We start from the raw sequence: 17,275 nt of genomic DNA on the forward strand, positions 1-17,275 counted from the left end.
GTGCCACAACCGTTCCCCACCTGCGCGACCCTTCACGGATCGCGTTGTGCACGGACAGTTCGTCACTCAAGCGCCTTTGCAGCTTCACCGTGGTGCCGTCCGACTGTCGCGGATGCGGCACGAAGCGCCGCTACGCCGCCGTGACCAATCGCAGGGGGCTGCCATGATTCATCGCATACAACGGACCAACATCCTGCTCGGCGCCAGCGCGCTGGGCGTCGTCTGGGCTCTGGCCGGAGCCGCCGCCGCGCAGGACACCGGGGCGACCCAGCTGGACGAGGTGATCGTGACCGCCCAGCTCCGCGAACAGAGCGCCACGGAGGTGCCTTTCGCCTTGACCGCCTACAGCGGCGACTTCCTCGAGAACCTGGGCGTCCAGGACTTTGAGGAGCTCTCCGCCTTCACGCCCGGCCTGCTGGTCCAGAACCAGTCGCCGAACAACCCGGGCTTTGTGATGCGGGGCATCACGTCCGACTCGGGCGAGGCGACCAGCGAGCCGCGTGTCTCGGTCTATCAGGACGGGGTCTCGATCTCGAAGTCACGCGGCTCCTATGTCGAGCTGTTCGACATCGCTCGCGTCGAGATCGCCAAAGGCCCGCAATCGACCCTGTACGGGCGGGGCGCCCTGATCGGTGCGATCAACGTCATCCAGAACAAGGCCGACATCGGCGCGTTCGACGTTGCCGGGCGACTGGCCTTCGGCAATCTCGGCTATTCCATGGGCGAAGTGACGCTGAATGCGCCGATCGGCGACATGGTCGCGATCCGCTTCGCCACCCGGATCAAGAACCGCGAAGGCTATGTCGAAAACCTGCTCGGCGGGCCCGACTACAACGGCTTCAGAACCAATGCCTACCGCCTGGGCCTCGGCTTCCAGCCCAACGACGCCTTCCGCTACGACCTGATCCTCAACTATCAGGACGACGAGGCACCCGGCACCTCATTCAAGGCCATGGCCTATTCGCCGGCCGACCCGACGACCGGCGTGGTTCTGGGCGGACGCGATCCGTGGGACGGCGCGGCCCTGACGCCGTCCACCGCGCTCGACGGCGGCCGGTTCCTCGGTCTGGACCGCACGGTCCATGGCGTCACCGGCATCGGCCGCTTCGACCTTGCCGACAGCCTGACCCTGACCTCAACCACGGCCTATCGCGAGTTCGACTCGCTTGAGGTGTTCGATCCCGACGGCATTTCCCTGCCGCTGCTGAACGCCATCGAGGATGCCCAAGGCAAGCAGTTCAGCCAGGAGCTCCGGCTGAACTGGGACAATGGCGGCACCCTCTCCGGCTTCATCGGGGCCGGCTATTTCAAGGAAGACGGCTTCCAGCGCACCCCGACCGAATTCAACGAACGCGTCGCCCTGGCACAGCTGGCCGGTCTGCTGGACGGCGCACCGGGCGTCAGCCTGACCACCGCCCTGCCCCTGGCCGCCTTCTCCAGCCCGGCCCTGCTGGATCCGATCCTGGCCGGCTTCGGCATTCCCGCCCCGTTCATTGCGGGTATCCGGAACAATCTGAAGTCCTCGCATCTTGAGACAGGCACGAACTTCAGCGAGCTGGAATCGCTCGATCTGTTCGGCGACCTGACCTGGCGTCCGACCGACCGGCTGGAATTCTCCGCCGGCGTCCGCTGGACGCAGGATGACAAGACCACCGGCATTTCGACCGCCGCCCTGAACGGCCGTTCAAACCTCGGAGGCCTGCTGGCCGTCCAGGGTCTGACCGCCCAGATCAACGCCCTGATCGCACAGGGCACCCCGGCCGCCCTGACGCAGGCTGCGGCCCTCGGTGGGATCGCCAACGGCTACGTGTTCCAGCTGGCCCAGCCCGGTGCCGCCAATGCCCCGGTCACTGCCTCCTTCCCGCTGTTCGGCCTGACCTTCCAGCCGACCGCGGGCAATGGCTCGGTCGTCAACCAGGACCTCGAGAACGACGGCGTCACCTGGCGTGTCACCGGCCGTTATGCCGTGACCGACAACACCAACCTCTACGCCAACTACGCCCGGGGCCGCCGCCCGGCCGTCCTGGCGGCCCGTCCGCCTTCACAGCCCTTCGCCGCCCCGACCTTCACCTTCGTCGACGCCGAGCAGGTCGACAGCTACGAGATCGGTGCCAAGACCGCGATGATGGGCGGCGCGCTTCGCCTCGACGGCGCGGTCTATCTTTACGACTATCAAAACTTCCAGACCACGGTTCAGGTCGGCACCCAGTTCATCACGACCAACGCCGGTGAGGCCAGGTCCTACGGGTTCGAGGGCCAGCTCTTCTTCAGCCCGTCCGACAGCCTCGATCTGTTCGCCACCTACAGCTACAACCACTCGCGCTTCGAGGCGGGCATCTTCGACGGCAACAAGTTCCGCCTGTCGCCCGACAACCGCGCCTCGTTCGGTGCGACCTGGCGCACGGCCCTGTTCGGCGGCACGGTCGAGGTCCAGCCGACGTACAGCTGGCAGTCAGAGACCTTCTTCGACGACAACAATGACCGCGCCAGCCTGCAGACCGCCAACTTCGTGCCCGATACCGTGGTCGATGAAGTGCAGAAGAGCTACGGCCTGATGAACCTGCGGATCCGTTACGAGCCGTCCGCCGCCAACTGGGGCGTTGAGCTGTTCGGCGACAATCTGCTGGAAGAAACCTACATCAAGGACGCTGGCAACACCGGCGACTCCCTGGGCGTGCCGACCTTCATCGCCGGCGAGCCCCGCACCTACGGTGCCACCCTCAGCCTGCGCTACTAGGGGCACCGGAATGAGCCTGCACCGCCGCGACCTTCTCGGACTGTTCGGAGCCGGCGCGGCGGGGGCGGCTACCCCGGCGATGGCGCAGACGGCACCGACCGTCGCCTTCATCCATGGCGTGGCTTCCGGGGACCCCCAGCCGGACGGCATGGTGATCTGGACCCGCGTCACACCGACGGACCCGTCTGTCCGTGCGGTGCGGGTCGACTGGTCGGTCTGGCGCGATGGGGACACCGTGGCCTCAGTCGCCTCGGGAACCGTCGAGGCGGGGCCTGATCGCGACTTCACCGTCAAGGTTGCCGTCACCGGACTGCAGCCCGGCGTCGAATACCGCTACGCCTTCACAGCCGGTAAGACTCGCTCGCCCCACGGCCGCGCCCGCACCCTGCCCGTCGGTCCGACCCCCGAGGTCGTGCTCGCCGTCGCCTCCTGCCAGCTCTATCCGGGCGGTCTGTTCAACGCCTGGGACGCCGTCTCGAAGCTGGAGCGCGTCGACGCCGTCGTCCACCTGGGCGACTACATCTATGAATATGGCGCCGAGGCGGACGACTACGGCATGGCCTCCGGCGCGCGCCTCGGCCGCACGCCACAGCCGCCACACGAGATCGTCTCCCTGGCCGACTACCGGACCCGCCACGCCCAGTACAAGTCCGACCCCGATCTGCAGGCCGCCCACGCCCGCGCGCCCTTCATCTGCGTCTGGGATGACCATGAGGTCGCCAATGACGCCTGGACGCAGGGGGCGGAGAACCACACCCCGGCGACCGAAGGCGACTATGCCGTGCGCAAGGCGGCGGCCCTGAAGGCCTGGTTCGAGTGGATGCCGATCCGCGAACCGGCCGGTGGCCTGACACCCGAAGCCATCTACCGCAGCTTCGACTTCGGCGACCTGGCCAGCCTGCTGATGGTCGAGACCCGGCTGCTCGCGCGCGGCGAACAGCTCCGCTACCAGACCGACATGCCGGTCGTGGAAGGTCGTCCCGACGTCGCGGCCTTCCAGACCAAACGCAATGATCCGGCCCGCGATTTGCTGGGGGACGGCCAGCGCGACTGGATCAGGTCGACGCTCGACGCCTCCCGCACGTCGGGCAAGCCCTGGCAGGTGATCGGCAACCAGGTCGTCATGGCCCGCGTCCAGGGTCCTGACATCACCACCATGGCCAATCCGCTGCAGATCGCCGGCCTGCTGGCCACCCTGCCCGCCGCCGTTCGCAATCAGGTCCGCCAGTCGATCGACCTGTTCAAACTGGGCGTGCCCTTCAATCTCGACAGCTGGGACGGCTATCCCGCCGGGCGCGAACGCCTGTACGCCGCCTTCGCCGAAGCCGGCGTCCAGCCGATCGTCCTGGCCGGCGACAGCCACGCCTTCTGGGTCGACGACCTGAAGGACGCCGCCGGGGCCCGCCGGGGCGTCGAGTTCGGAACCAGCGCGATCTCCAGCCCCTCGCCCGGCGACGCCGTACCGCAGATACCGCTGGGCGCGGCCCTGATGCAGGCCAATGACGAGGTCGTCTTCTGCGACCAGTCGGCCAAGGGGTATGTTCTGCTGACCCTGACGCCGGATCAGGCGAAGGCCGAGCTGCGCACGGTCTCGACCCTGTTCGCCAAACCCTATGAGGCCGGCGTGCTGAAGACCTTTACGGTGGCGCGCGACGCTGACGGGCTGGGGCCGATCGTCGAGGCCTGACGACCGGCCCTCAACGGCCTATTGAGCGGCCGCAGCCCGCGGCCCTGCGTTCTTCACATACTGGTCCAGCCAGCGGGTCATTTCCCACAGCGTATGACCGACCGACTCCCGCGCCCGATAGCCGTGCGCCTCCAGCGGAAGGACCACGTAGCGGACGTTGGCGCCATTGCCCTTCAGGGCAGCGTAGAACCGCTCGGACTGGACCGGGAAGGTGCCGGAGTTGTCGTCCGCCTCACCGTGGATCAGCAGGATCGGCTCATTGACCCGGTTGGCGAAGGTGAAGGGCGACATCTGGTCGTAGGTGTCGCCGGCTTCCCAATAGGTGCGCTGCTCGGACTGGAAGCCGAACGGTGTCAGCGTCCGGTTATAGGCGCCCGAGCGGGCGATGCCGGTGCGGAACAGATCGGTGTGGGCCAGCAGATTGGCGGTCATGAAGGCGCCGTAGCTGTGCCCGCCGACGGCGATGCGGTCGCGATCCGCTACGCCCATGCCGACGACCGCCTCGACCGCCGCCTCGGCGCTGGCCGTCAGCTGCTGGATATAGGTGTCATTGGGCTCGGCCCCGTTGACGCCGACGATCGGCATCGACGGATCGTCCAGCACGGCATAGCCCTGGGTCAGCAGGAACAGGTGGCTGATGCCGCCCGGCCGGGTGAAGCGGTTGGCCGTGTCGACCACCTGCCCCGCCACGGCCGCGTCGGTGAACTCGGCCGGATAGGCCCACATGACCAGCGGCAACGGCCCGTCGCGGTCCTTGTCGTAGCCGGCCGGCAGATAGAGCGTTCCCGACAGCTGGACCCCGTCGGCGCGGGTGTAGCTGATCAGCTGTTTGGTCACCCCGGCCATCTGCGGGGCCGGGTCCGGGAAGGTGGTCAGCGCCGTCGCCTGGGCGTCCAGGTCACGGACAAAGAGGTTCGGCGGATCGTTGCGGGTCTCGCGTCGCGTCACCAGCCGCCGGCCGTCCTCGTCGAGGATGCCCACCACGGTCTCATAGACGCCGTCGGCCGAAGTCCAGACACGCTCCATGGTGCCGGTGGTCAGGTCCATGGTCGACAGGAAGGGATACTCCCCCGTGCGCGTCGCCCCGGCGCCGCTCATCAGCACCCGCGATCCGTCGGCGGTGAAACGCATGACCGGGAAGCCACTGGCATTGGCCTCGGTCACCGGGAAGCCCGGGTCATTGTAGCGGTCCTGATAGTTCCGCTCCAGCAAGACGCGGCCCTCGCCGGGGCTGGACGGATCGACCAGATAGCGGGTCTCGCGCCGGCTGTTGAACTGGCGGCTGACGACCAGAGCGGTGTCTGCGTCGCCCCAGATCACGCCGCCATAGCGGTCCTTGAGGTCGATCAGCGGCGTCGGCGCGTCATCGAACGGCGCGGCGAGGGTATAAACCCGGTCGCGCACCTCGGCGGGCGTCCGCGGATCGCCGCCGTCCTGGGCCTCGACCCAGACCAGGGTCGAGGGCGCATCCGCCCGCCACTGGGCCGAACGCGGTCCCGGCGCGACGGAGTCGAACGGCGTCGGGATGTTATCGCGCAACGGCAGGTCGGCGACCCGGTGCACGACCACGCCCTCCAGATCCGTCACCAGGACATCGGCCGGAAACAGGGCCGCCGGGACGACATAGCTGTAGGGCCGCCTCACCCGCGTTTGCAGGACGTAGCGCCCGTCCGGCGACACGCCCGAGCCCAGATAAACCGCCGGCGCGCCCAGCGTCCGCACCTGCCCTGTGAGCGGGACCAGAGTCAGCTGCGAGGTGAAATAGTGCTCGAACAGGGCCTCGTCCCCGGCGTTGGACAGCAGGTCCTGATACGTCCGCGCGGGGGCCGTCCGGCCCATGCTTTCCTCAACGATCGGGCCCTCGGGCGGACGGCTCATGTCCGGCGCAGGGCCGCGACCCGCCGGCGTCATCCGCACCAGCAGGCCCGAGCTGTCGGGCAGCCAGTCGAAGGCACCGCCGCCCGCTGCGTTGACCCGGGCGTCGGTCAGCTTGCGCGCGACGCCGCTGGCCACGTCCACCGCCCACAACTCCAGCCCGGCCGGCGCATCCATCAGCAGGGCCACCGAGCGGCCATCCGGCGACCAGCCGGGCGAGACGAAGCGCGCGTTCGCCGGCAGGCTGACCGTACGCGCGGGTCCGCCGGCGACGGGCTGGAAGCTGAGGCCGGTCAGCCAGGTCACCCGGCTGTTGGCCTGGCCGTTGTTGCGTGGATTGATCCGGTATCCCGCCAGCCGCAGCATCGGCTCGGCCAGCTCCGCAATGGGCGGCAGGTTGGCGCGATCGAACAGGGCCAGGGTCGTCCGGTCCGGCGACAGGCTGGGCGTCGGGGTCGGCCTGGTGTCGAGAATGTCCGCGATCGGTGCCGGCGGCTGCTGATAGGTCCGGCCTTCCTGGGCCAGGGCGGGTCCGGCGAGGACCGCCAGCATGACAAAGGCGGGCAGGGCCCGACCGAGCAGACGATGACGCATGATTGATTCCCCATCCCGCCGAACGCCGGCCGGGCCGGACGCTAGGGTCGGCGAGTGACACCGGTCAAGTCCGCACCGCAGACGATGGGGGTCAAGGATCCCGGGGGCCGGCGGCCAGGGTGTAGCAGCTGGTTCGCGCCGGTCGCCGCCCCTGCGTATCCCCATAGGCGGCCCTCAGCGAACAGATGTCGGCTTCGCTCAGGCGGCCCTTCCAGCGATCGGGATTGCAATAGTTCATGATCGAGTCGGCGTCGTAGTAGGTCTCGTCGGGATCGGTCGCTTCCGGGGTCGACATCCGGGCCCGGCAGACCGGCGCGCCGGCGCTGATGTGGTCGTGGGTGAAGCCGAGCGCATGACCCAGCTCGTGAAGCGAGTCCGCATAGAAGCAGCCGGTTCTTCTGATGGTCCCGTTGCGGCCGCAGACCCGGTTGATCGCCAGGTATTCGGCGTTGAGGGTGATCGACCCCCCGCGCATCAGGTTGTTTCCGAGGTGGGTTGATGACGCGGCCAGCGCCGGATTGTGCACGATCCGGATCGGAATACGCCGATCCTCGCCCGGCAAGGGGACGGCGCAATCCTCGGCGAAATCGAACGAGACCTGCGCGACGGCCTCCCAGGCCGCGGCCGCCGTGCGAACCTGTTCGCGCGCCCATTGATCCTCCTCGAGTGGAGCCTCGAAACACAGCGGAACCCGGCCATCGGGCCAGACGTCCGCCTGCAGGGGCGGGGGTGCCATCGTCACAACGGGCGGCGGCGGGGGCGGAGGCGGCGGAGGAGCCTGCTCCTGGATTGATGCGCAGCCGGCCAGCACCAGCAGGCCCAGCAGCATCAGGGCCAGCCGCTTCATACCCAGCGGCTTTCGGTCAGGGTGAGAGCCAGTTCGATGCCGAGCGCGCGTACCGCCGGACGGCCCATCTCCGGTGCAAGATCCTCGGCGTCCACCGAGATCGTGACCGGCCCGTCTCCTTCGGCCAGCAGGTTCAGGACTTCCTCACCGAAACTGTAGCCGATGGCGTAGTCGGCGTGGCCGGCATGAGGCCCGCCGACGTGCACGAAGGTCGGCGATGAACCCAGCGACATGCGTCGCCCGCCCGTCGATATCCCCACTTCTAGCGAGCGGTCGTGCAGGCCTTCCTCCCGCGCGAAGGAGGCCGTGCCGACACCCGAAATCATCAGGGTGTCGTCGGCGGCCCGCATCCGCCGCACGGCTTCGTCCGGCAGGACCAGCGTCATGGTGCCCGCGCCGGGAGTCGCCTCCGCCTGCACCTTGTAGACCGTACCCCCCAGCGGTTCGCGCGCCGTCGCCCCGTCCGGGCCCTCGGCCTGCACATTGAACCTCGGAAAGGGATACAGTTCGTCATAGGTGTAGCCCAGCGACCGCGTCTCAACGATGCCGCCGACGCGCCAGGGGCCCGTATCCTGCCCCTGCGGTCCGACGAAACCGCCCAGCTCAAGGTCGGCCCACTCCTTGGGATAGACGCCGGGGCCGACGTTCCGGTGCCAGGTCGCCCAGACACGGTCGATATTGCAGTGGTGCAGCCAGAATACCGGATCCCCCGCCGCGGTCTCCGGGCGGCTCATCAGACCGAGCGGGCCGGGTTGCTTGCCGCCGATCAGGACATGAATGTGATTGTGCCCGTACAGCTCCACATTGCCGGCGCTGCGTGGCCCGCCGGCGAACTGGAGGAAGCGGTCGGAAACCACATTGGCGAAGCGCGAGGCCGCGCTCCAGCGCGCCTTGTTGAAATCAAGAACATCGACGCCGGCCGCTCGCCGCCGCTCGTACAGGGGCGACCCGGGCCGGGTCAGCCAGTTCGGCAGGAAACGGTCTCCCTGCCAGTCCCAGTAAGGCAAGGCGAAGGACTTGTGGTCCGTCAGGGCGCCGATGATCCGCTCCAGGTGCGCCAGTTCGAGACGATGCCAGGGCAGGAAGAGCCCATTCCCGTGCTCGGCGCGCAGGCGGTGAATATCGGTCTGCCAGGCCCATGACAGGCGGTTCGAGCCCCTGAGCCGCTTCATCTCCTCCACGCCCTCGCGGAAGGCGACCAGGTCGTCGCTGTGCTCCGACAACTGCGAAACGCCGCGGCGGATGCGACGCGACGAGGTCTGGGCCAGAGCCGGTCCGGCGGCCAGTCCCACCAGTGCGGACGCGCCCGCTCCAAGCGCTGATCGTCGGCTTATCGTCATCGCATGCCCCCCGGCGTGCCCTGGCGCAGTGGTCAGGGACGGCTCACCTCATGGTTGGCGAACCGGCCTTGTCTGTCGAGTCTTCTCGCGCCCCACGCGACACGCCCTGACTGATGAAACGCGCTTGCCGGGCGGTCGTCCACATCTCGCGCACGCCCTGGCGCGGCATGTCGACACCAAAGACAGCCAGCTGCGCGACCCAGACCTCGGACATCTGCTGCACGGTGCCCTGAACCCAGCCGGGGGCCTGCTGTCTCGACCAGTTCAGCGGCGACACGGCATTGAAGATCAGCAAAAAGGCGGCGACCACGAAAATCGTCCGGCTGGCCCAGCGCCGGTCGCGCGCCGCCACACCCTCGTCGTCCAGGGGCGGCGCGGGCGGAAAGGCGAACCGGCCGAGGGCGGCGAGACGGTTCTCGCGCGTTGGCAAATCGTGGGCGTCAGCGGATGCGATCCAGTCACTGGAGGGATCGGCGGGCGATGCCGGCAGGCTTTCGTAAAGCGGCGGGAACGGTGAATCCGTCCTCTGAACCGGGAACGGCTCCAGCATGTACCGCTGATCCTGATCCTTGCCTCTGGTGTCGTCGGTCATGGCAGGTCCAACGCCTTAGAACTGGAAATAGATGAAGGGAGCGACGCCGTCCGGCCGTACGGCCTCGATCAGCAGGAAGGCCGCGCCGATCAGCAGACCGAGGGTGAGTGACGGGGCCGTCTTCAACCGCTCGGCCAGCCCCTCGATGGCGCGCGGCGGCAGCCAGTGCATGGCCAGTCCGCCGACGATCAGCGTCAGCAGCAGCGGCGTCAGGGCGACCACGGGCCCGATCCGGCCAAGACCCTGCAGCATGGCCATCGCCAGACCGAAATTCTCGGCCCTGAACAGGATCCAGCCGAGGCAGACGATGTGGAAGGTGACCAGAACCCCGATCACGGTCGGCACGACCTTGCGGTCGCCGAAAACCGCGCGGCCCAGGCGCTCGATCACCTGCACCCCGCCGTGCAGCGTGCCCCAGGCCAGGAAGGTCCAGGCCGCACCGTGCCAAAGCCCGCCCAGCACCATGGTGATGAACACATTGATGCAGGACGAAATCAGCCCCTTACGTCCGCCCCCCAGCGGCACATACAGATAGTCACGCAGCCAGCTGGACAGGCTGATGTGCCAGCGCCGCCAGAACGACTGCATGGAACTGGCGCGATACGGCTGGTCAAAATTGCGCGGGAAGGAATAGCCCAGCAGGGCCGCGATCCCGATCGCCATGTCCGAATAGGCCGAGAAGTCGCAATAGATCTGAACCGCATAGCCATAGACCGCCGCGGCGATGTCGACGGCCCCGTAGGCCGACGGATCAAAGAACACCGGATCGACCAGGTTCACGGAAATCTCGGATGCGATCACCGTCTTCTTGAACAGGCCCCAGACGATCAGCAGCAGACCGTGGGTCGCCATCGCCCGCGTCAGCCGCGGCGTCCGGTCAAACTGCGGCAGCAGGTCGGACGCCCGCACGATCGGCCCGGCGACCAGGTGCGGGAAGAAGCTCATCAGCAGCATGACGTCGAGCAGGCTCTTCGCCGGCGGCGTCTTCCCGCGATGCACGTCGACGACATAGCTGATGCCCTGGAAGGTGAAGAAGCTGATCCCCACCGGCAGCACGATCTGCAGCAGTGGCAGATCCCGCTCCCAGCCGAACCGCAGCAGCAGGTCGCCGGCCTGTTCGATGAAGAAGCCGTAGTATTTGAAGAAGGCGAGGATCAGCAGATTGGCCGCGACCCCGAGACCGACCAGCCACGCCTTCTTCACCCCCGGCTGCCGTGCGATCAGCGCCCCGACGGCCCAGTTGAGCACCGCCGACAGGATCAGCAGGGCCACAAACCGCCAGTCCCACTGGGCATAGAAGAACCAGCTGGCCAGCAGCAGGAAAAGCTTGCGCCGCCCGTTCTCGCGATCCAGCGACCAAGCGGTGAAATAGACGAACAGGAAGAAGATGCCGAAGGCCAGGGTCGGGAACAGCATCTAGCGCGCCTCCCCGACGACCGGCGTGCGCGTGGCCTTCCAGGCGTCGAAGGCCGTCAGCAGGTCATGGCTCAGCACCCCGCCGATCCAGTCCGCACCCGTACTGGTGAAATGCACCCGATCACCCCGCATCAAGGGGTCGTCCCTCAAGGCCAGCCGATCCGCTGAACACGTCCCGCCCATCCGTCCCTGCCAGTCCCAGAACGCCACACCCATGTCGGCAGCGACCCGTCGTTGCACGTCGCGCACCACGGCCAGAGACGGTGGTGGCGCGCGCTGTCCGTCGGCGCTGCACCCTCCGGCCGTGCCGCTGCGCAAGGCGTCCGGGGCCCCCAGCAGCATCAGTGATGCCGCCGGTGCGAGGCGGCGCATCCGCGCGATCTGGCCCCGCATCAGCGCCTCATAGGCCCGGACATCGAGCCCGTCGTCGAACCCCTCATTGGTGCCGAACGCCAGCACGACCAGGCTGGGCCGCCACAGGGCAAGCTCGCTCGCCGCGATCGCCTCGTCGCGGCTGGCCAGATCGCGCAGCGTCGCACCGATAACGCCCAGACTCGACACCATCACACCCGGTCCGGTGCCGGACAGCATCACCGAGTCCATCACCAGACCCCGGTCCAGCGGACTCAGCCGCACCGACGACGTCGGCCCCGCCAGCTTCAACTCGCGGCAGACTTCCTGATCCGGCGAGGGCGCGTTGAAATCCAGACCCCGTCCCAGCCCGCCTGCCTCGACCGACAGGCCCGCACCGGCCCCGCGCGCCCGGCCGCAGACGCCGACCACCGAGGCCTCGGCCCCCGGATCCAGCTCAAACCCGATCAGGGCCCCGTCCCCACCCGTCGTCCGCATCCCCGCCAGACCCACGCGCGGCGACGGTGCCCCGGAAGGGGGCTGGAGCGGCGCACGCTCGCTCGTCCAACCCGCCGAAGCCATCTGCACCTGATAAGGCGCATAGCCGTCAAACGGCTGGCCCGGCGGAAGCACGCCGCGACCGGACGCGCCGAACCGGGCCTGAAAATCCGCCCTGAGCTTGCCCGTGATCCGGTCGCCGGCGGTGTGGCTGTCGCCGATCTGGAGAATGTGCACCGGCCGCGCGCGCTGCCCAGCCTCGGTCGCCGCCAGGGCTTCGAACACGCCGGTCAGGGCCCCGGCCTGGCAGATGCCGTCCGGGCAGTCTGACGACCCGGCGGGAGGCATGACGGCAACAGCGTACGGGACTTCCTGCGCCATGACGGCGGCCGTCGCCGCCAACCATATCCCGGCAGAAAGGGCCGCCAGCGCTGCCCTCATGTTCAGGCGGCGGGTGCGGCGGCTTGAGCCACGGGCCGATCCAGCCCGGCGTCACGCTTCAGCCGTGCCGAGACCGGGGCGCTGAGCCTTAGATAGCCGGCCATCGACATGTGGATTCCGTCATTGGCCCGCATCAGGGTGCGCCGCCCGCTGTCGGTCGGCAGATAGGCCTCATAGCCACCGTCGCCGTTCGAGGTCAGGGCCCTGGTCTCGATGTAAGGCACGCCCAGCGCCTTCATCCGCGCCTCGACCACACCGTTGATCAGCGCCATCCGGGCTTCAAACGTATCGCGCTTCATGCGCGGCAGGCCGACCCAGTAGACCACCACGTCGCGGCTGCGCAGCAGCGCCACCAGATCGTCGACCCGCTTCGCATAGGCGATCTTCCACCCGTCGGACCCGAACGGATGGACCTGGCCGTCCATCTCGATGCCCTGGGCGTCGTTGGTGCCGAACAGCATGACGGCGACGTCGACCGGCTCTGCGTCCAGCTGGCCGCGGGTCTTGGCCTGTATATCGACGTAGTCGTAGCGGCTGAGGCCCGTCGAAACCTGCGAGAATTTGCTGACCGTCACATTCGGCGTGTTCTGCAGATCGCGATACAGGCCCGCATAGAGGCCGTCGGCCATGGAATCCCCGAACACCCCGATCCGCAGCGGCCCCTGTGCCGCCCGCACACTCAGCGGGGTCACCGCCGGCAGGGCGGGCGCGACGGCCGCGACCGGGGCCGCAGGGATCGTGGGCGCAGGCGGCGCGGAGGCCGCGGCCTTGTCGCCCAGCATGAGGGTCGGATGGCGCAGCCACGCCCGGCCGTCTGGCGTCAGCACCAGACCGGCCAAAACGCCGACCACGAAGGTCGCCGTCAGAGCATTGACGCCAGCACGCAAATCCGTCCCCCGACTGAACCCTGTTCCGTCGGCTCTTTTACCCTATCGCGCCCGCGCCGCCACCTCGCGCCCGTCTCGGGAGAAGAAAAAGGTTAACCGAAGCGGCCCTCGGCCCAGCGCGCGGCGAAATAGCCGCCCACGGCCGACACGGTTGTCAGCGTCGTGCCCCAGCACAGGTCGATGATCGTCAGCTTCACCGACCAGACGTTCAGCGTCGCCTGGTTGGTCAGGTCATAGGTTGCATAGGCGACGAACCCCAGCACCGCCCCGTTCAGGGCCGCCCTCTGCCACGCGCCCTCACGCAACGCCGGGGTGATGGCCAGGAACACCGTCCCGGCGATCGAGATCAGGTAGAAGAGCACGGCGGCCTTCATGTCCGGCTTTTCCGCGAGGATCGGCCCCAGAACGGGCTTGTAGAGCCGGTTCGTCATGGTGGTCAGCCAGACCGCGTCTATCGCGGCGAAGGTCAGGCCCGCGCCCAGATAGGCGACGATGTATTTGATCATCGGTTCAGCTCTCCCCAGCCGGCTTCAGCAGATAGTGGCTGACAGCCCAGGTGTTCCCGTCGTCGTTGCCGAACAGACCGGCCGTGGCAAGATAGAACCGGCGCCAGCGGCGGCGCCACAGCGCCGCATCGGGGCCATAGGTCGCCTGCATCAGCTCCATCACCCGGTCGCCATTGGCGTCCATATTGGCCAGCCAGTGGTCCGCCGTGCGCTTGTAGTTGACGCCGTTCCACGTCCATTCCCGCTCGACGGCGAACAGGTCCGGAAACTGCCGCATCAGCGCCTTGCTGGGCATGACGCCGCCGGTGAAGAAATGCTGGGCGATGAAGTCGCCACTGTCGGTATGGTCAAAGCGGTACGGCGCATCGCGGTGCGTGAAGATATGGATGAACATCCGGCCGTCGGACTTCAGCCAGCCACGGGCCTTGGTGAGCAGGGCCCGCCAGTTGGCCATATGCTCGAACATTTCGACCGACACGATCCGGTCGAAGCCCGCGCCGCGGTCCGGATTGAAGTCATTCATGTCGCAGGTGATGACTGTCAGATTGGTCAGCCCCCTCGCCTTCGCCTGGGCCTCGATATGCTGGCGCTGGCCGTGACTGTTGGACACCGCCGTAATGCTGGATCGGGGATACCGCTCCGCCATCCACAGGCTCAGACTGCCCCAGCCGCAACCCAGTTCCAGCACGCGCTGGCCGTCGGCCAGTTCCGCATGCTCGCACGTCTCGGCCAGCGAGACCTCCTCGGCCTGATCCAGCGTCGTGTCGGCGGAGGGGTACAGGCAGCAGGAGTATTTCAGCCGCTTGCCGAGGCAGAGCTGGAAGAATTCCGGCGGCAGTTCGTAGTGCTGCTCATTGGCGGCCGTCGTATGCTCGGCAATGGCGCGTTCAGCCATGTCCCGCGCAAAGGCCGCCTCGTCATGCGGTCCCTCACGATCCAGCCGCCGCCGCGCCTCACTGACCAGGCTGTCGATCGCCGGTCGCGCGATGAAATCCGGGAAGGGCGCATCCTGAAGCCGGCGGATGGCTGCGGTGGCGAGGCTCATGATAGGTCCTGACAGGCTGACGAACGCTACAGTTACGGCTAGGATCGCGATCTGGATGTCTGGCATCCATCTCAGCCGTCAGTGCGTAGCTGATACCAAGTTTCGATGGAGCCGGCATGCCCCCCCACCTGGTCGCAACGTCCACACCGCCCGCCGGCCGACGCATCGCCGTGGTCGGGTCCGGGATCGCGGGCCTGTCCTGCGCCTGGCTACTGTCGCAATCGCATGACGTGACCCTGTTCGAGGCCGACAGCCGGCTGGGCGGCCATTCCAACACCGTCGACGCCCCGTCGCCCAGCGAGCCCGTCGCCGTCGACACCGGTTTCATCGTCTATAACGAAGACAACTACCCCAATCTGAAGGCCCTGTTCGAGCATCTGAACGTGCCGACCAAGCCGGCGCATATGTCCTTCGCCGTCTCCATCGACGACGGTGCCTTCGAATATTCCAGCCATGGCATCGGGGCCCTGTTCGCCCAGAAGCGAAACTACGCCAGTCCGAAATTCTGGCGCATGATCCGCGACGTGGTGCGCTTCCAGAAGCAGGCCCCGCGAGATCTTCCGGCGCTTGAGCGATCGGGCGAGACCCTCGACGCCTATCTGACCCGCGGCGGCTACGGCACCCTGTTCCGCGAGGCCCATCTGCTGCCGCAGGCGGCTGCGATCTGGTCCTGCTCCATGGGGCAGATGGCCAGCTACCCGGCCGCGTCTTTCGTGCGCTTCTACATGAACCACAACCTGCTGAAGCTGGATCTCAAGCCGACCTGGCGGACCGTGGACGGCGGCAGCCGGTCCTATGTCAGCCGCCTGGTGGCAGCGTTCCGGGGGCGGGTGGTCACGGAGGCCGGAATCACCTGCGTGGTGCGGGGTCTGGACGGAGCCGCCCTGCGCTTCGCCGACGGCCGACTAGAGCGGTTCGACGCCGTCGTTCTGGCCACCCACTCCGATCAGGCCCTGGCCTTGCTGGAGTCCTCGTCCCCCGATGACCGCCGCCTGCTCGGCGCCATCGAATACCGGCCCAACCGCGTCATCCTGCACCGCGACACATCCCTGATGCCCCAGCGGCGCAAGGCCTGGGCGTCGTGGAGCCATCTCGGCTATTCCGACCGTGCGGGCGAAGGCGGCGTGACCTACTGGATGAACGAACTGCAGAGCCTTCCCGGGCCGCCCCTGTTCGTCAGCCTGAACCCCGCCAAGGCACCCGATCCCGAACTGGTCCTCGGCGAATGGGACTACGAACACCCGGTCTTCGACGCCGCGGCGGTCGCGGCACAGTCAGAGCTCTGGAGCCTCCAGGGCCGTCGCAATGTCTGGTTCGCCGGAGCCTGGTTCGGCTCGGGCTTCCATGAGGATGGCCTGCAGGCCGGGTTGGCCGTCGCGGAGCAGCTGGGGGGTGTGCGCCGCCCCTGGTCGGTGGCCAATGAGAGCGGCCGCATTCATGTGCACGCGCCCGACATTGCGCCCGGGCGGCTGACCGAGGCGGCGTGACCGCCGCCACGTCCACACCTCCGCCGGCGGTCGCCTCCGCCCTCTTCGTCGGCGAGGTCGTGCATCAACGGGCGCGCACCTTCGATCACCGCCTGCGCTATGGCCTCTGGATGGTCCTGGCCGACCTCGACGAACTGGACGGCCTGCAGGACCGGTTGCGCCTGCTCCGTCGCGGCCGGTTCGGCCTGATCAGCTTTCGCACCGCCGACCATGGTGACCGTTCCGGCCGCCCCCTGCGCGTTCAGGTCGAGAGCCATCTGACAGAGGCCGGCATCGATATCGTGGGCGGACCGATCCGCCTTCTGACCATGCCGCGTATCCTCGGCTACGGCTTCAACCCCATCAGTGTCTTCTTCTGCCACACCCCGGACGGGGCCCTGGCCGCCCTCGTCTATGAGGTCACCAATACCTTCCAGGAACGCCACAGCTATCTGGTGGCCGTGCCCGCCGGTCAGGCCGGGCCCCTGCGACAGACGGTAGAAAAGCAGTTCTTCGTCTCACCCTTCATGGACCGCGACCTGAGCTACGACTTCACCGTCCGCCCGCCCGGCGATGCCGTGTCTGTCGTCGTCGCCGTGAGGCGCGGCGAGACCCCCATCCTGACCGCCAGCTTCGCGGGCCGCCGCCGCCCGCTGACCGACGGCCAGCTGCTGCGCGCCTTCATCACCCACCCCCTTCTGACCTGGAAGGTAACGGCGGGCATCCACTGGGAAGCGCTGAAGATGATGGTCAAAGGGGCCCGCTACCGCCACCGCGGCCCGGTGCCGACGCGGCCGGTGACGGTTGGCCACGGGCGCTGAACCGCTCCGTCTGCCTCACCGCCCTCCTTCTCTTCCGTGCATCCCGGCGAATGCCGGGATCCAGATCACGAGCACAAGGCGGTGACGTCAGGCTTCAATCCTCCCTGATCCGGCAGTGAGCCTGGCACGGGGTGGCGTGCGCAGGATCCTCCTCCGACCCGACGATCGGACG

At 67.9% G+C, this 17,275-nt stretch carries 13 protein-coding genes; 4 read left to right on the top strand and 9 right to left on the bottom strand.

Going from position 1 to position 17,275, the window contains the following annotated elements:
• The first annotated feature begins 163 nt into the window (after positions 1-163).
• Together ACP7AS_RS04670 and ACP7AS_RS04675 are read left to right on the top strand one after the other, a co-directional pair.
• A complete protein-coding gene (locus ACP7AS_RS04670) occupies positions 164-2,737 on the top strand; it encodes a TonB-dependent receptor (protein ID WP_426027698.1) in 2,574 nt (857 codons plus the stop codon).
• Between the two features lie 10 nt (positions 2,738-2,747).
• Positions 2,748-4,424 (top strand): alkaline phosphatase D family protein, encoded by a 1,677-nt coding sequence (locus ACP7AS_RS04675; RefSeq protein WP_426027699.1) that lies wholly within the window; start codon positions 2,748-2,750, stop codon positions 4,422-4,424.
• 18 nt (positions 4,425-4,442) lie between these two features.
• Here ACP7AS_RS04675 and ACP7AS_RS04680 read toward each other — a convergent pair whose 3' ends face one another.
• The 9 genes from ACP7AS_RS04680 to ACP7AS_RS04720 form a co-directional block, all read right to left on the bottom strand.
• Entirely contained in the window at positions 4,443-6,893 is a 2,451-nt protein-coding gene (locus tag ACP7AS_RS04680; protein WP_426027700.1) for a prolyl oligopeptidase family serine peptidase, read from the bottom strand.
• A 91-nt stretch (positions 6,894-6,984) separates the two neighbouring features.
• Positions 6,985-7,740, bottom strand: coding sequence for a hypothetical protein (locus tag ACP7AS_RS04685; RefSeq protein WP_426027701.1), 756 nt, complete (start codon positions 7,738-7,740; stop codon positions 6,985-6,987).
• Positions 7,737-9,080: a tyrosinase family protein gene (locus ACP7AS_RS04690; protein ID WP_426027702.1), complete on the bottom strand. Its 1,344-nt coding sequence runs from the start codon at positions 9,078-9,080 to the stop codon at positions 7,737-7,739. Before ACP7AS_RS04690 ends, ACP7AS_RS04685 begins: the two co-directional genes overlap by 4 nt.
• Before the next feature lie 43 nt (positions 9,081-9,123).
• Positions 9,124-9,672, bottom strand: coding sequence for a hypothetical protein (locus tag ACP7AS_RS04695; protein ID WP_426027703.1), 549 nt, complete (start codon positions 9,670-9,672; stop codon positions 9,124-9,126).
• 15 nt (positions 9,673-9,687) lie between these two features.
• Entirely contained in the window at positions 9,688-11,088 is a 1,401-nt protein-coding gene (locus ACP7AS_RS04700; protein ID WP_426027704.1) for an MBOAT family O-acyltransferase, read from the bottom strand.
• On the bottom strand, positions 11,089-12,318 hold the full coding sequence (locus tag ACP7AS_RS04705) for a GDSL-type esterase/lipase family protein (protein ID WP_426027705.1): 1,230 nt from the start codon (positions 12,316-12,318) through the stop codon (positions 11,089-11,091).
• 62 nt (positions 12,319-12,380) lie between these two features.
• Positions 12,381-13,265, bottom strand: coding sequence for a DUF459 domain-containing protein (locus ACP7AS_RS04710; protein ID WP_426027706.1), 885 nt, complete (start codon positions 13,263-13,265; stop codon positions 12,381-12,383).
• A 92-nt stretch (positions 13,266-13,357) separates the two neighbouring features.
• Entirely contained in the window at positions 13,358-13,771 is a 414-nt protein-coding gene (locus ACP7AS_RS04715) for a DUF2177 family protein (protein ID WP_426027707.1), read from the bottom strand.
• Between the two features lie 4 nt (positions 13,772-13,775).
• A complete protein-coding gene (locus ACP7AS_RS04720; protein ID WP_426027708.1) occupies positions 13,776-14,816 on the bottom strand; it encodes an SAM-dependent methyltransferase in 1,041 nt (346 codons plus the stop codon).
• Between the two features lie 116 nt (positions 14,817-14,932).
• On the opposite strand from ACP7AS_RS04720, the gene ACP7AS_RS04725 reads away from it, so the two are divergent.
• Both ACP7AS_RS04725 and ACP7AS_RS04730 read left to right on the top strand, forming a co-directional pair.
• Entirely contained in the window at positions 14,933-16,303 is a 1,371-nt protein-coding gene (locus tag ACP7AS_RS04725; RefSeq protein WP_426027709.1) for an NAD(P)/FAD-dependent oxidoreductase, read from the top strand.
• Complete coding sequence (locus tag ACP7AS_RS04730) at positions 16,300-17,103, top strand: DUF1365 domain-containing protein (protein ID WP_426027710.1); 804 nt, start codon at positions 16,300-16,302, stop codon at positions 17,101-17,103. Before ACP7AS_RS04725 ends, ACP7AS_RS04730 begins: the two co-directional genes overlap by 4 nt.
• The last annotated feature ends 172 nt before the right edge of the window (positions 17,104-17,275 follow it).

It is taken from the genome of Brevundimonas sp. TWP2-3-4b2, from assembly GCF_049897345.1.
GTDB lineage: Bacteria > Pseudomonadota > Alphaproteobacteria > Caulobacterales > Caulobacteraceae > Brevundimonas.

What these genes read in the sequence shown, in the direction of transcription:
- ACP7AS_RS04670 (WP_426027698.1), top strand. Translation starts at nt 164, where the DNA reads ATGATTCATCGCATACAACGGACCAACATCCTGCTCGGCGCCAGCGCG.
- ACP7AS_RS04695 (WP_426027703.1), bottom strand. Translation starts at nt 9,672, where the DNA reads ATGACCGACGACACCAGAGGCAAGGATCAGGATCAGCGGTACATGCTG.
- ACP7AS_RS04680 (WP_426027700.1), bottom strand. Translation starts at nt 6,893, where the DNA reads ATGCGTCATCGTCTGCTCGGTCGGGCCCTGCCCGCCTTTGTCATGCTG.
- ACP7AS_RS04725 (WP_426027709.1), top strand. Translation starts at nt 14,933, where the DNA reads ATGCCCCCCCACCTGGTCGCAACGTCCACACCGCCCGCCGGCCGACGC.
- ACP7AS_RS04685 (WP_426027701.1), bottom strand. Translation starts at nt 7,740, where the DNA reads ATGAAGCGGCTGGCCCTGATGCTGCTGGGCCTGCTGGTGCTGGCCGGC.
- ACP7AS_RS04715 (WP_426027707.1), bottom strand. Translation starts at nt 13,771, where the DNA reads ATGATCAAATACATCGTCGCCTATCTGGGCGCGGGCCTGACCTTCGCC.
- ACP7AS_RS04705 (WP_426027705.1), bottom strand. Translation starts at nt 12,318, where the DNA reads ATGGCGCAGGAAGTCCCGTACGCTGTTGCCGTCATGCCTCCCGCCGGG.
- ACP7AS_RS04720 (WP_426027708.1), bottom strand. Translation starts at nt 14,816, where the DNA reads ATGAGCCTCGCCACCGCAGCCATCCGCCGGCTTCAGGATGCGCCCTTC.
- ACP7AS_RS04690 (WP_426027702.1), bottom strand. Translation starts at nt 9,080, where the DNA reads ATGACGATAAGCCGACGATCAGCGCTTGGAGCGGGCGCGTCCGCACTG.
- ACP7AS_RS04675 (WP_426027699.1), top strand. Translation starts at nt 2,748, where the DNA reads ATGAGCCTGCACCGCCGCGACCTTCTCGGACTGTTCGGAGCCGGCGCG.
- ACP7AS_RS04700 (WP_426027704.1), bottom strand. Translation starts at nt 11,088, where the DNA reads ATGCTGTTCCCGACCCTGGCCTTCGGCATCTTCTTCCTGTTCGTCTAT.